This is a genomic window from Paracoccus tibetensis (genome assembly GCF_900102505.1).
GTDB lineage: Bacteria > Pseudomonadota > Alphaproteobacteria > Rhodobacterales > Rhodobacteraceae > Paracoccus > Paracoccus tibetensis.
Genome location: NZ_FMVT01000017.1, coordinates 1 through 14,111, shown reverse-complemented (window position 1 = coordinate 14,111; position 14,111 = coordinate 1). Strand labels below are relative to the sequence as shown.

Annotated in this window: 12 protein-coding genes and 1 pseudogene; 9 read left to right on the top strand and 4 right to left on the bottom strand. The window is 57.6% G+C overall.

The genetic code is table 11. The features are described from left to right. Positions 1-26 precede the first annotated feature (26 nt). From BLP73_RS17245 to BLP73_RS17230, 4 genes are all read right to left on the bottom strand, one after another. Positions 27-638 (bottom strand): helix-turn-helix transcriptional regulator, encoded by a 612-nt coding sequence (locus BLP73_RS17245; RefSeq protein WP_090747718.1) that lies wholly within the window; start codon positions 636-638, stop codon positions 27-29. 168 nt (positions 639-806) lie between these two features. Continuing rightward, positions 807-1,679, bottom strand: a complete 873-nt coding sequence (locus BLP73_RS17240; protein ID WP_217630719.1) for a DUF2382 domain-containing protein — start codon at positions 1,677-1,679, stop codon at positions 807-809. Beyond that, positions 1,669-2,091 (bottom strand): YsnF/AvaK domain-containing protein, encoded by a 423-nt coding sequence (locus BLP73_RS17235; RefSeq protein ID WP_090747715.1) that lies wholly within the window; start codon positions 2,089-2,091, stop codon positions 1,669-1,671. Before BLP73_RS17235 ends, BLP73_RS17240 begins: the two co-directional genes overlap by 11 nt. A gap of 222 nt (positions 2,092-2,313) precedes the next feature. After that, entirely contained in the window at positions 2,314-2,721 is a 408-nt protein-coding gene (locus BLP73_RS17230; RefSeq protein ID WP_281179943.1) for a LysR substrate-binding domain-containing protein, read from the bottom strand. 78 nt (positions 2,722-2,799) lie between these two features. Here BLP73_RS17230 and BLP73_RS17225 point away from each other — a divergent pair. The 9 genes and pseudogenes from BLP73_RS17225 to BLP73_RS17185 form a co-directional block, all read left to right on the top strand. Further along, a pseudogene (locus BLP73_RS17225) lies at positions 2,800-3,605 on the top strand (transposase); the annotation flags it as partial. Between the two features lie 68 nt (positions 3,606-3,673). Beyond that, positions 3,674-4,431, top strand: a protein-coding gene (locus BLP73_RS17220) for an IS5 family transposase (RefSeq protein WP_090747712.1) whose coding sequence is annotated in 2 segments (ribosomal slippage) — positions 3,674-3,998 and positions 3,998-4,431 — 759 coding nt in all. Because the reading frame shifts where the segments join, the coding sequence is not laid out codon by codon here. A gap of 186 nt (positions 4,432-4,617) precedes the next feature. Continuing rightward, positions 4,618-5,172 carry a hypothetical protein gene (locus BLP73_RS17215; protein ID WP_090747709.1) on the top strand — a complete coding sequence of 185 codons (555 nt, stop codon included), beginning with the start codon at positions 4,618-4,620 and terminating at the stop codon, positions 5,170-5,172. 13 nt (positions 5,173-5,185) lie between these two features. After that, positions 5,186-6,133, top strand: coding sequence for an HNH endonuclease (locus BLP73_RS17210; protein WP_090747706.1), 948 nt, complete (start codon positions 5,186-5,188; stop codon positions 6,131-6,133). 188 nt (positions 6,134-6,321) lie between these two features. Next, a complete protein-coding gene (locus BLP73_RS17205; RefSeq protein WP_217630718.1) occupies positions 6,322-8,304 on the top strand; it encodes a site-specific DNA-methyltransferase in 1,983 nt (660 codons plus the stop codon). Further along, positions 8,301-10,658 carry a DEAD/DEAH box helicase family protein gene (locus tag BLP73_RS17200; protein ID WP_090747703.1) on the top strand — a complete coding sequence of 786 codons (2,358 nt, stop codon included), beginning with the start codon at positions 8,301-8,303 and terminating at the stop codon, positions 10,656-10,658. The genes BLP73_RS17205 and BLP73_RS17200 overlap by 4 nt, the downstream gene beginning before the upstream one ends. A 415-nt stretch (positions 10,659-11,073) precedes the next feature. After that, on the top strand, positions 11,074-11,709 hold the full coding sequence (locus BLP73_RS17195) for a recombinase family protein (protein WP_090747700.1): 636 nt from the start codon (positions 11,074-11,076) through the stop codon (positions 11,707-11,709). A gap of 628 nt (positions 11,710-12,337) precedes the next feature. Beyond that, a complete protein-coding gene (locus BLP73_RS17190) occupies positions 12,338-12,766 on the top strand; it encodes a LexA family protein (RefSeq protein WP_090747697.1) in 429 nt (142 codons plus the stop codon). A gap of 5 nt (positions 12,767-12,771) precedes the next feature. Then, on the top strand, positions 12,772-14,111 hold a 1,340-nt coding region (locus tag BLP73_RS17185), incomplete at its 3' end, for a Y-family DNA polymerase (RefSeq protein ID WP_139166011.1).

Here is a 14,111-nt window from a genome sequence, read left to right as displayed (position 1 = left end):
TGTCGAACCCGCCTAGCTCCGCATCCTCAAATCAGGCGATACTCCTGTGCCCGCTGCAGCGCTTCGGCGGTCGTACGCGCGCCGAGGCGTATCCGAACACTGATTAGACGTGCCTTGAACGCACTTTCGGTGATGCCTAGGGCCGCTGCAGCAGCTGCATGGCGATCACCGCGAGCAACACAGCGAAGGGCCTCCTGTTGCGCACGCGTCAAAGATGCAGGAGGTTCGGTCAGGTCATGGAGTTGCTGTACCAGACCGGGGATCTGGACGATTTCCTGGTCAGTGAATTCACGATCCACTCTGGCGAAGCTGGTGATCGATCTGGATGTCAGGGGTCCGTGCGAGACGGTCAAGCCGAAGCACAGGCCGTGTGCAGCCGCATCCTTCAAGATATTGAACGGGTCAGGTACAGGAAGCTCGGACCAGCGACATGCGCCGGTCGTGGAAAACCCCCAAGCAATGGTAGGGTCACGAAGCGTATAGCCGCTCTTGAGATAGTGCGTTGACCACTTCTCTGAGTATGTCTGAAATTGCAGCAGGGGAGCAGCCAGTCGGATGTGCAAACCGATGTAGTAACCTGCACTGGCGAGCTTACCGAGCTGGTGAAGGCGGCCGTTGATTTCGCTTCGAGACAGCATTCAGGTTCACATAAAGCGCGTCATGGCGCGACGAAGCAGTTATAGCATATCGCCGTAGTTGAAAAACAACTGCCGTGACAATTTTCCGAAGCAGGTGGCTGATGTATAATCCATCTCAAAGGAAGATGGCCTGAGCCCGACAAAACGGGCTCAGGCCCAGTGGCAGCTTCAGCGGCTTGTAGGATCAGTCCGGTCGTCTTCGATCTCGACCTCAGTATGCTTGACTGTGTCGGTTACGGTCTCCTGATGAGTGTCGCTGACCTTCCGCAGGGCTATTTCCTCGACAACACGCGCCTCTTTCGAGACAACGGCTTCCTCGCGATGCTCCTCAGCCTCAATGGTGCGGTCCTGGAAAGCATCCGCCCCAGTAACCGGGCGGTCGACGACACGGCGCTCAAGCTCAACGCGTTCGTCGCGCAGCTCAACCGTTTCGCTCACCGGCTCTTCAACGGTGTAGGCCCGAATGCGGACACGGCCGTGGCTGGTGTCGCGCTTGCCGATGCGCAGGCGCTCCTCAACCACCGGGATACTCTCGTCCGAGCTTTGGGCGCCTTCCGTCAGGACGCTGCTGCGGTCTGTGTAGCTGCCCCCGGCCGATGCATGGTTGCCCGAGCCGCCGGCACCCGAGGCGTAAGGGCTGCTCTCGTAACCACCCCAGCCTTCCGACCGCCAGCTCTGCTCGCGCTCGTTCAGGTCGATCGTGCCTTCGTCGTCAAGGATGTCCATGGCCAGGTCATAGTCGGCCGATGCAAGGCCGGTAACAGTGACAAGGCAGCTCCCGCGCGACAGGCCCTCGGCATAGGTGTAACGGTCTTCGTCGGGGAAGAAGAAATCGCCTAGGCTGTCCCAGAAGCCCTTGTCGCTCTCAGCGGTGCGGCCGGTGGTGCCGGCTTCCGAGCCTTCAACCATGCGGATCTGCGAGCTGGAGAAGCCGGCATCTTGCAGGCGGTCGACAGCGCGCTGCGCTTCGTGCCGGCTGTCGAACATGGCCGAGACCGAGCTGGACGAGCCCATAGACGGGGTATTGCTATCATAGGTCATCATGATCTTCCTTTGTTGAGGGATTAGGTTGATCCGTCGCCGGTACGCGCTCGACATGCGCCACCTGGCGCCGGGTGCTGACGGGGATCTCAGTCTTCTCCTGGTGCTGAACGCGCCTTATATGGAGCTCTTCACGCAGATAGAGCTCGCGCGTTATCACGACGCGCTCCTCCACCACAGGAATGATAGTCAGGTCGCCCTCGACAGCGATGTCCGGAACGGCGTCGATCTTGCGATCCACCGGAACCCGAACGACGTCAACCTCGGTGCTGTTCAGCTCGATGGGAATGATGGTGTCGACGGTCTCGGTCTGCGTCGTGACTTGGACGCGCCCGGTAATGCGGCTCTCCTTGTCGACGTGCAGCTGCTCGGCGATCAGAGAAATATGGTTGTCACTGAACTCGTCCGCCATCCTGTTCCTCCCGCTGGCAGGAAAACAGGCAGCGTCAGACAAAGTTCCTCTGCTGTCCGGCTCGCGTGCGGCGACGTCCACAAGCAATCTCTAAAGTCGGCGTTGCCCGACCTTCTTCAGCTTTGCACATCGCCAAGTTGCAAAAGGGACCAGTTGATAACTGCAATCCTCCGCCCATAGCAAGCCACGACCGCCCGCACGTGCTCGGGCTATGGAGGCATCTTATGGTCGCTCCAGCTTACCTTCGGCTGCTGCGAGAACGGCTTGCGTCAGACCCTGTAGCCGATCTACAACCAGACGGCTGATCTGCCAGAACAGCGGCACGTCGAAAGTGGCCCTTGGCACGAGTTCGACCAGCGCGCCCGACGCAAGATGATCCGCCACGAGCATGGCCGGGTTCAGGCCCCAGCCAAGACCGGCACGGCAAGCATCCACGAAGCCTTGAGTGGATGGCAAGGAGTGGCTGGGGAGAGTGGCGGACTGGCCGAAGACTTGCCTCACCCATGCCTGCTGGAGGTTGTCCTTCGAGTTGAACCTCAGCGCGGGAGCTTCGGCCAGGGCCTGAAGTGTCACGTCATCCGGAAAATGCCGCTGCATGAAGTCAGGACTCGCCGTTGCATGGTATCGCAAGCGACCGAGACTGACCTGCCCCCCGGAACGTCCTTCGGTTTAATGTAGAGTTTGCTTCATCACGAAGGAGCAGACGACATGAGGAAAAGCCGCTTCACCAAGGCGCAGATCATCGGGATGATCAAGGAGCAGGAAGCCGGGATGGCGACGGCGGAGGTCTGTCGCCGTCACGGTCTCAGCCCGGCCACGTTCTACAAGCTGAAAGCCAAGTATGGCGGCATGGATGTGTCCGACGCGCAGAGGTTGAGGGCGCTCGAGGACGAGAACGGCAAGCTCAAGCGTCTGCTGGCGGATGCGATGCTCGACAACGTCGTGCTGAAGGATCTCCTGGGAAAGCCCTGACGACACTGAATGCGCGGCGGGGCGCAGTGGTCAAGGCGGTGCGGGGTCATGACATCTCGCAACGCCGGGCCTGCGTTCTGGTCGGTGTCGATCCGAAGACGGTGCGGCGCGAGCGCCCACCCGACAACCTGGAGATCCGCAAGGCCATGCAGGAGGTCGCGGCGCTGCGCCGCCGGTTCGGCTATCGGCGGATCGGTCTGCTGCTGGAGCGCAGGGGCATGCTGATGAACCCGAAGAAGCTGTATCGGCTCGATCGCGAGGAAGGGCTGTCGGTCCGGCGGCGACGCGGCCGCAAGCGGGCCCGACGCCCACGCACGCCGATGCCCTTGGCCCTGATGCCAAACCAGCGCTGGTCGCTGGACTTCGTGGCGGACACGTTCGGGGCGTCCCGCAAGTTCCGCATCCTTGCGGTGATCGACGATTGCTGCCGAGAAAACCTGTGCCTGATCGCCGACACCAGTATCTCGGGCGCAAGGGTCGCGCGCGAGCTGGATGCGCTGGTCAGGGTCTACGGCAAGCCTGCCTGTATCGTCAGTGACAACGTCCTAGGTCAGGATGCATTGATTTCCGTTGCGCTGCGTGATTCACGGTCCGGAAACGGAGCGGTGACATGAGCGACCTTTTCTGGCTGACCGACGCGCAGATGGCACGCATGGCCCCATTTTTTCCAAAGTCGCACGGCAAGCCACGCGTTGATGACAGGCGAGTTCTCAGCGGGATTATATTCATCATCCGCAATGGCTTTCGCTGGTGTGACGCACCTACCGTCTACGGGCCTCACAAGACGCTTTACAGCCGTTGGAGGCGTTGGAGTGGGAAGGGCATTTTCGCCCGGATGATGGCTGGTCTCGCTGCGAGCCACGGCGAGGAGAAGACCGTGATGATCGACGCCACATACCTGAAGGCACATCGAACAGCGACCAGTATGGCCGTTAAAAAGGGGGGCGTGGACGCCTGATCGGCCGCACCAAGGGCGGCATGAATACCAAGCTGCACGCCATTTGCGACAGCCAGGGACGACCGCTCGACCTGTTCATCACCGCCGGACAGGTGAGCGACTATATCGGCGCACGGGCGCTGCTGAGCGGCCTGCCAAGCGTCAAATGGCTGCTTGGCGATCGCGGTTATGATGCTGACTGGTTGAGAGACGCGTTGCAGGACAAAGGGATACGCGCTTGCATCCCCGGTCGGAAGCAACGCAAGGCGCCGGTCAAGTATGACAAGCGACGCTACAAGCGGCGAAGTCGCATCGAGATCATGTTCGGCAGGCTCAAGGACTGGAGGCGCGTGGCAACTCGATACGACAGATGTCCGAAGATCTTCCTCTCGGCCATCGCCCTAGCAGCAACAGTCATCTATTGGTTATGAATCCTGACCCTAAAGGAGCTGTAATATAAATTATGTCACAAGCTGCATGAATGACAATCCGCTGGCCGGTAACACGAGTTAACAGGATCTGATCGTATCCCCCATGAAGGCGAACGGATGCTCGCTGCTACACGCCATTGACAGGCGCTTTTGGCCGGGCATATTTGCCCGGTATAGGAGTAGATCATGTTGACCTATAGCCCCGAAAAATTTGCTTCGCTTTACGCGACTGATATCGGTCAGCAGATCTGGGCGTTCCTGGGGCAACCGGAAAACATTGCCCGGCTTGAAACAGCGTCAGAGTTGCGAAAACCCGCCGTCGAGGGACTGGAGGAACAACTTCTTGCCAAGTTTCGAGAAAATGTTCTTGCTGATCGTGTGAAGCAGATGATCGGTCACATGGTCCGACAGATCCTTGAGCAGCGTGGCTGGGTGCTTGACCAAAGCGACGTAAAGATACAGTCCGTCCCGTTCAGCAAAGCCGCGCGCTATCGCCGAGTCGACTGGATAACCTTCTACGCTTTCAGAAATACCAGTGATCCGCGGGACGTCGTTATTACCGACAGGCGGCAAAACCCGCAGTTGCCGGACGACGCGCGGTGGAGCTATTACGCCACCTTTGCCAGCCCGCTGAAGGCTGCAGTGGCATTTGGCGTAGACGATATCAAACAGCTCCGGCAGCAGATCTACACGCAGGGTTTTCGGCGGGTGCGCGTCGAACGAGTGCTGCGGCGCGCTTGATGGAGGCCCACCGATGACCAACCTTCCTGCTGCTACCCTTGCTGCAGCTGACTTTTATGATAAGCACTATGTGGGCGCTGAACCGATCTTCCTTCAGCCTGGCATGAAGCTCATGCTTGGCAACTCAGAGCGGCCAAGGCATTGCCGTTTCTGCGGCAATAACGAGCCAGCAGTCAGTTTCAGGGACGAGGCGCACGCATTACCGGCTGCGTTCGGCAATACGGGACTGTTCAGCAACTACGAATGCGACACCTGCAATCACCTGTTTGGCGAGGGCATCGAGAACGATCTCGGTAACTGGTCCAAGCCAATGCGCACCTTATCGCGCATCAAGGGACGGAATGGAGTCCCGACGATCAAAAGCCCTACCACAGGGAAAGGTTGGCGTGTCGAGTACACTAACGAAGGCTTCCAGCTGAAGCAATATGAGGACGATCCCTTCTTCGAGATTGACGAAGAGGCGAAGCAGATTAGCTCTGAGCTGCACCGCGACCCCTATATCCCGGTGGCGGCATTGAAGGGGCTCGTCAAAATCGGCCTTACCCTGATACCCGAGGTCGAGACGCAGCATTTTTGCGAAACCTTCAATTGGGTTCGCGACACTGATCACACACGCGACTTCGTTGCCGAACTGCCGGTTATCCGCACCTTCATCCCCGGTCCAATGCGCAACGATCTCATCGTGCTCATGCTTATGCGCCGGCGAGCCGGCGTCGACACCGTCCCCTATGCGTTCTTCACCTTCGCCTACGGTAACGAGGTTCTCCAAGTCTTCCTGCCGTCTCCGTCCCAAGACAAGTGCATCCATGGCAACCCCCTGACGCTCATGCCATTCCCCGCTCCCGGGGCGCTGTACCCTGCCCGGCACGGCCAGCCGCGCGTCAAGGTCGAAACCCTGACCGGCCGCGAACCCGTCAGAGGCGAGAAGGTCCGAGTGGTACTCGGCTTTGAGGGGTCATAAAGAAGACGCCTGACCGAGCCAGAAGGGCCTGATCCATGACCGTCAGAATAGCAATTGCCATATGTTCGCGTTGCGTTCTAGTCAGCGACGGTCACGGTGTACCCAGCAACGGCAAGCTCTCCGCAGACGCGGCACGAGCTTTATATTGATTCAGGAGCAGGCGCGGCCCGGCCTTGTTGAGGAAAATGATGATTGATTACAGCAAACTGAGCCGCGAAGACCTCATCCGACTGCTACTTGAGCGCGACGGTGTGGACATAGGCGGCATCCGGCTGACATACCCGGGTCAGACCCCTCCATGGCAAATCATTCGACAGTTGAAGCCTCGCGCACAGCGGATCGAGAAGAAATTTTGCGTCGGCTCTGAAACACAGCAGTCAGAAAACATTCTTCTCGAAGGGGAGAACCTTCAAGCGCTGGTCAGTCTATACAAGTACCGTGGCCAGGTTGACCTCGTACTAACCGACCCTCCTTACAACACCGGCTTGGACTTTCGGTACAACGATCGTTGGGACGAGGATCCAAATGATCCCGACCTAGGAAGGTTGGTTCCGGCGGATGACGGGTCAAGGCATTCCAAGTGGCTCCGGTTCATGACACCACGCCTATGGATGATGAAAGAAATGCTTCGACCTGGAGGAGTCCTTGCGATCTGTATTGATCATCGAGAGCTCTTTCGCTTGGGTATGCTGCTCGATGAGATGTTTGGAGAGGCGAATCGTATCGGAATAATCAATTGGCAAAAGTCATATGCGCCGCGAAACGATCAGCGCCAACTCTCTACAGCAACTGAATATGTCCTTGTCTATGCAAAGAATGCGGAACGGGCGAAGACTGCTCTCCTCCCACGCACTGAGGAGATGGACAAACGCTACCTCTCGCGCGATGGCGATCCTCATCCATGGAAGCCCGGTGATTTAACGGCGCGTGGTGAGGAAACGCATCTTTCCATGATCTACGCGATTCAATCGCCATTCACTGGTCAGCTGCACTATCCCACCGCGGGCCGCCACTGGAGCTCCGAAAAGCGGCGAATGAAAGCATATTTGGAAACTTGGGGATCAAAGTACGTTGAACGCGACATCGGCGATGGTCGCCAAAAGGCTTTGCTCATTAAAGGCGCTCCAATTCCGACCGAAGAGTCGTTTTCGCCCGAGCACAAAGCACTGGAGGCTGCGCGTCGAGCTGCTGAGAAAATAAGATCCGGAGTCTGGCCTGCTGCGCATTGGCGCGACAATGGTCAGGGCACCTTCGGTATGAAGAAGTATTTAAAGGACGTAAAACAAGGAATTGTTCCGACGACCTACTGGTCTGACGATGATTATGAGGAGCCGTTAGACATCGGAACAACCTCATGGGATCACGAGCATTCTGGCCATAGTCAGATTGGCGTTAATGAGCTTACTTCGATCGTCGGTCCTGGCCACGGGTTTGAGACGGTCAAACCAATGAAGCTGATCAAGAAAATTATTCAAATCTGGTGCCCGCCCACAGGCATTGTGCTCGATCCGTTTGCAGGATCGGGCACAACTGCGCACGCAATCATGGAACTGAATGCTGAATCAGGAGCCAATCGGCGTTTCCTGCTTATTGAGCAAGGCCGCCCGGAACGTGGCGATGCCTATGCTCGTACGCTTACCTATGAGCGTTTGAAGCGGGCTGTGACCGGAGAACGAGTTAACAAGAAAGGTGTGACCGCGATCTCTGCAGCGCCGATTTCGAGCGGCTTCCGGTTTTCAAAGCTGATGTCGCAGGTCGACGCTGCGGCGGTTTTGGCACTTGAGCGAGAAGAAATGGTCGACCTGCTGTTGACCTCTTACTGGGATCAAAGGGACAGGGCTGCTGCTCACCTGAGACGATTGCCCGCAGGAGCACATTTGCACCTGTTCGCGAAAAGCGCGCGGGGTGAAGGCTTCTTCCTAATATGGAACGGTCCAGATCAGGCTTCCGTACTCAATCGCACCTCGTTTCGAGCCATCGTCGCGGAAGCGAAGGCTGAAGGGCTGGCACAACCGTTCCACGTCTACGCGCGAATATCGACTTACAGTGGTCCCAACGTCGAATTTTACCAAATTCCAAATCGGATCCTTGATGCGCTTGGGTTCAACGAAGCGCTACACCCCTACGGAGTCGGATCAACCCCAGATGCCGGCGAGGAGACAGTCGCGTGAGCATCGAGCTACTTCCCTTTCAGACTAAAGCGTCTAAACAAATTGTCGCTCGCTATGCGCTTCTGGTCACCGACAAGAAGCGGCCTATTGAGTATATGGGGTGGCCGACGCCATTCTACCAAGCGCTCGCGTCGCTCACAGGGTCCGGTAAGACAGCCATTCTTGCCGATACAGTTTCGTTGCTGCGTGCGGGCATGCATCTCGAACCTATCGTGCTGTGGGTTTCGAAATCCAAAGCTGTCGTCGATCAGACTTTCGCCAATTTCGAGGCGGGCGGGAAGTACGAACATCTGATCCCCCAGTTTACCGTCGGCTACTTAAGTGAAGCCAAAGTGGATCAAATCCTAGACGACACGCAGGCGTGCATCCTGCTGACTACGGTGGGCAGCTTCAATCAGAAATCGAAAGGCGACGGCAAACTCAAAGTTCACCAAAAGGACGAGGACGAGAATGACGGAGCACTCTGGGAAGTCCTTGCTGGGAGAAAAGCTTCTAGCGCATCGGAGCGGCGTCCGCTGATCATCGTATATGATGAAGCACACAATTTATCCGATCAGCAGACGGATCTGCTCCTTGAACTTGAACCGGACATTATCTTGGCGGCCTCAGCGACGATGCGCACCCCAGGTAAATTAGGACAGATTATCGATCGGCTCAAGCAAGTAGGTTGGAGCGCTGAGGCAACTTCTGATTCCGAAGATAGTGCGTCGCGCTGCTTGATCACTGCCATTAGATCAAAGGAGCCAGTCAACGCTGGCTTGGTAAAACGACAAGTTGTTCTCGGCGGCTACGACACCGAGATGGAAACTACTCTCGATGACATGCTCGAGGACTTTCAGCTTGCCACGCTTAAAGCAGACGAACTCGAAGCCGGCTTCCTGCCGAAAGCGATCTACGTTTGCCGCACAAACATCAGTCAGGATGATGGAACGGCAGATAACCCTCACCGGCCGTTCAACCAACGCAAAGCGCCTCCTATCTTAATCTGGCGGTACCTAACTGAAGAAAAAGGTATTTCTGGAGACGAGATTGCCCTCTATTGCGATCTGAAAATGAATCAGAAAGATTATCCATCCCCAGAAGGATTCAACCTCTTCTCAGGCGGAGAGGACGACTTCGCGGTGTTTTCTCAGGGAACCTATCGGCATATTATCTTCAACCAGAGCCTTCAGGAGGGTTGGGACGATCCGGCCTGCTGTTTTGCCTATATCGATAAATCTATGGGGTCGGCTCTTCAAGTCGAACAAGTCATTGGCCGCGTCTTGCGTCAACCGGGGGCCCGTCATTATCCTGACCCTCTGTTGAATACGGCGAATTTTTACATTCGCATCGACAGTAAGCAGGAATTTCCAAAAATACTTGAAGTGGTTCGCCGAAAGATAGCTTCAGAGATCCCGGACGTAAAGCTAGAGGGTTTCAGCGATGCACGTGACCGGCGGCGGTCGCGTGTTGAGCCGAAGATAAGCCTCACGATCCCAGAAATACACATAGATGCCGATGAGGCCGTCGCTCCACTTACTAAAGCTATATCCTCCATACACGACTATACGACAGATTCCGTGAATGTTCAGGGCGCGGGCGAGCTAACACGCGCGATTCAACAAATCGGTGATGGCTCCAAGCCATCGATCGAAAAATATGTCAAAGCTCACTCGAACCGTGTCATAGCGCGCTGGCTCGTTCGGAGACACATGCAGTCTCGGTATCCCGAAGCAGTCAAGACAATCGATTGGGCCGATCCAAAGTTTGAAGCACGAGTGGAGATTACGAGTGTTGCCGCTCAACAGTTGCGCGAGGATGCCGAACGGCTTGTCGATACATACCTATCTCATGCGGAGTTGGCATTCGAAGATTCAAATCCTTATACCGTAGGGGCAGTGTATGTTCGTCCAGATGCCGCTCAAAAATTTAGTTACTCGGTCCATGAGAGCTATAGCGATCTCAACGCGCCAGAACTTGCGGTAGCCCACGAGATTGATGCTACGGGACACACCTGGGCCCGCAATCCAGTGAACGGGGGATACTCGATTCCTCTCTTGGACAAAGGCGACAGTCGGCGTTTTTTTCCTGATTTCCTTGTGTGGACAGACAAGAAGATTATAGCGATCGATCCTAAAGGTGGGTTTCTCCTTCAAACGGAAGCTGGTCGCAAGTTGTTGGCTATCCGGGACGAAAAGGGCCAGCAACGCATTTTGGTGCGGTTTATTACCGAGGGGACCTGGTCGGCGGAGACCATGAAGCAGACAGGTAGTTTCGGCTTTTCCGTATGGCGAATGACAACAACCGGTCAGATCCGTTGTACGACCCATGCAGATGTAGCCTCAGCTGTTAAAAAGGCTTTGGAAACTAAATGAGAAGGCGCGCCGTAGCAGATGATGCTGGTTGATGCGCCTTTTCCAATTACCGGAGATAAGCCTGTTCCGGGCAACAGTGTTGCGCTGGATGGCCTACCGCTGAGTAACGTTCCGAACCTCGCACCTGTAAGCCGTGTGTTCAGACAGCCTCGGCCGCGTGAAGCCCGGGGCGAGCGGTAGCGGGTGGTGATCTTGGCGTAATTGCATTTCGCCCCAGAAAGGCTGCGAAGTCTGGCTTGCTGTTTGTCTGCATCACCGCCGTGGAGGCAGTGTCAGAAAAACGACCGGTTTTCTTGCGAACTCCTTGCGCAGCGAAAACCAGACGCTAGCAGACCTATGAACTGCCAGAAAACCGGTTGCGGAAATCTATGGCAGGTTGCAGGGTGTTGGTGATCTTTTCTTGCGGGGTTGAGAAGTGCTCATCGGCTACATCAGGGTCTCGAAGTCGGATGGCACCCAAACACTTGCCCCGCAGCGTGACGCATTGCTTGCCGCTGGCGTCGAGCCTGACCGCATCTATGAGGATCTGGCTTCCGGTCGGCTCGATGCACGACCTGGCCTGAAGGAGTGTCTGAAGTCACTTCAGCCGGGCAACACGTTGGTGATCTGGAAGCTGGATCGCCTTGGCCGCGATCTACGCCACTTGGTGACCACTGCCGAAGCCCTCCGAGATCGAGGCATTGGGCTGAAGGTTCTGGCCGGAGCTGGCGCGCAGATCGACACGACCACCGCGAACGGCCGGCTGGCCTTTGGCATCTTCGCCGCTTTTGCGGAGTTCGAGCGGGAGCTGATCGTTGAACGGACACAAGCTGGGATCGCGGCCGCGCGGGCCCGCGGCAGGCTTGGAGGACGGCCCCGTAAAATGGATCGCACGACCTTGAGCATGGCCTTGACGGCCATGTCCGACCCAAACGCTGTCGCCAAAGAGGTTGCGCGCCGCCTCGGGATCACGACGACGACGCTCTATGCCTATGTCAATGGTGACGGGAGCCCGAAGGCTGCAGGACAAGCATTGCTTGACGCTGTGCCGCTGCACCCCGTTCGTAGTTGATGCAGTTGCATGGCGAGCATCATCTTTGCTGCGCTCAGCTAGCGGGATGATGCCGCGTTTCTATACGTTCCGGCGATACCAGAGATATTGCCTCGATCTCCGGATCAACCAGACCAGAAGAACACCCACGACGAGCGCGGCATCCCAACGACCAGCCGCCGCGGCATTTGCCGCTGCAAGAGCAAGAATTGCAGGAATGAAGATGCCCAAGCCGCGACGCCGGTAGTTCGCGCCACATGCTGCGCAAACCGAATATCCCTGCCGAACCTCAGTGCCACAATGGCCGCAAGTTCGGGTCAGATCATGAGTTTGATGAAGTTGGGTCATGCTTTTCCTCAAATTTCATTGCGAGGCGGCGCTGGCGCGCGTCACAGCGCGCCTTTAGCCGCCGCCAAACAGCATTGTATGCGCTGATGACCTTTGCCCTCTCTGCTTCAATCAGGTGCAGCTCCTGGCGCTCATCAGGCGTAAGATGACTTCTCCACGACATAAGCTATAGTATGCTAATTTTCCGCATACTGCTACCGTGTATCGTCTGATTTTGGCGCTGGTCGGGCATATGGCTTGACGAAGTGGGGGGGACGCGCGGTAAGGCTGTGTTCACTTATTGTTCTAAGGCCACCGTGTCATGCACCTCCGACCAATCAAGATCACGCTCGTAAATCGAGAGGTGCCGCTGGCCTCTTTCCCTGTGCCTGCTGGCTTTCCCTCGCCAGCGGCAGACGATCTTGAGGACACGGTTGATCCGATCAAATGGGTTGTGCGGCATGAACACGCGACGTTTTGGTGGCGCGTTTCCGGCGATTCACTAGAGGCCGAGGGCATCCTTGACGGTGATCTGATCGCTGTTGACCGCGCCGGGCGCCGCCGCAGTGGCCGCGTCGTCCTGGCTCTGATTGACGGCGAAATTACCGTCAAGAAGCTCGCGAAGAGGGGCGGCCTGTGGTTTCTGGACCCTCGCGCGCGCAGTGACGCCTATGAGCCGATCCCGGTAACGGAGACGACCGAGATTTGGGGCGTCGTTGCCGGCGTCGTCCGGCGCCTTCCGGTCGAGTAGAGCAGGTGCTTGAAGCCTCTTCAGCTCCAATCGCACTCATCGACTGCAACAACTTCTATGTCAGTTGCGAGCGCGTTTTCGACCCGGCCCTACACGGCATTCCGGTCATCGTCCTGTCGAACAATGACGGTTGCGCCGTAGCCAGGTCGGACGAGGCCAAGGCCCTCGGGATCAAGATGGGTGCCCCCGTTTTCAAGATGCGTGACCTGATGGAGCGCCACGGGGTAAAGGCCCTTTCCTCAAATTACACCCTCTACGGCGACATGAGCCGGCGCGTGGTCGAGGTGCTGCACAGCTATTCGCCGCGCCTGGACGTCTACTCGATCGACGAGACGTTTGTTGACCTGGCCGGCTTTGGCGACCGGATGGAGGCTCATGCCGTCCGAATGCGCGCCGCTGTCCGAATCGAGACAGGGATACCAACCTGCGTCGGCATCGGGCCAACGAAGACCCTTTCGAAGCTGGCAAACTATGCCGCCAAGAAGAACCCGATCTTTTCCGGGGTCTGCAACCTGATGAATGCAGACGTGCGGGACTATGTGATGCGCCGCATCCCGATAGGCGAGATCTGGGGTGTAGGGTCTGCAACCGAGGCCAAGCTGACCGCGCAGGGCATCAGGACGGCGGCCGAGTTGCGGGACATGCCGCTCGCCCTCGGGCGGAAGATCGGCACGGTCGTTCTCGAGCGCCTGGTGGCCGAGCTGCGCGGCATCCCCTGTGTCGATTTTGAGGACGTGCCGCCGCAGCGCAAAGGCATGGCCGTGACCCGCTCCGCGGGCACGCCCATGACGAGCTTCGATGTGCTGGCCCAAGCCATCACAGCTCATGCCACCCGCGCTGCCGAGAAGCTGCGCCAGCATGGCCTTGTCGCCGGCACGCTGACAGTTTTCTACCACACCAATCCGCATAAGCCCGACAGGCCGCAGCACTCCGCCTCGCGCAGCATCCGCCTGCGGCCAATGTCGAACCATACCTTCGATCTGGTCGACGCTGCAGTTAGTGCCGCGCGGCGGGGCTGGAAGGGAGATCCAGCCGGAAACGGGCACGCCTACACCAAGGCCGGGATCATCCTTGATGACCTTCTGGCCGAGGCCGACCGACCTGCCATGCTTTTCGCGCCGGATCAGCCGCGCGATGCGCGGCTGACCGCCGCCTTAGACGCGATCAACGACCGCTTCGGAAAGAAAACGATGGTGCTGGCACAAGAGGGTTATAGTCGATCCTGGGCAACGAAGTCAGACCACCGGTCACCTAGGTGTTTGATCCCAGGGTTTGATGGTGCGATCCTTTCTCGTGAATGGAAGGAAGCATTATGGGCCAGGTTCGTCATGGAAGCGCCACGACC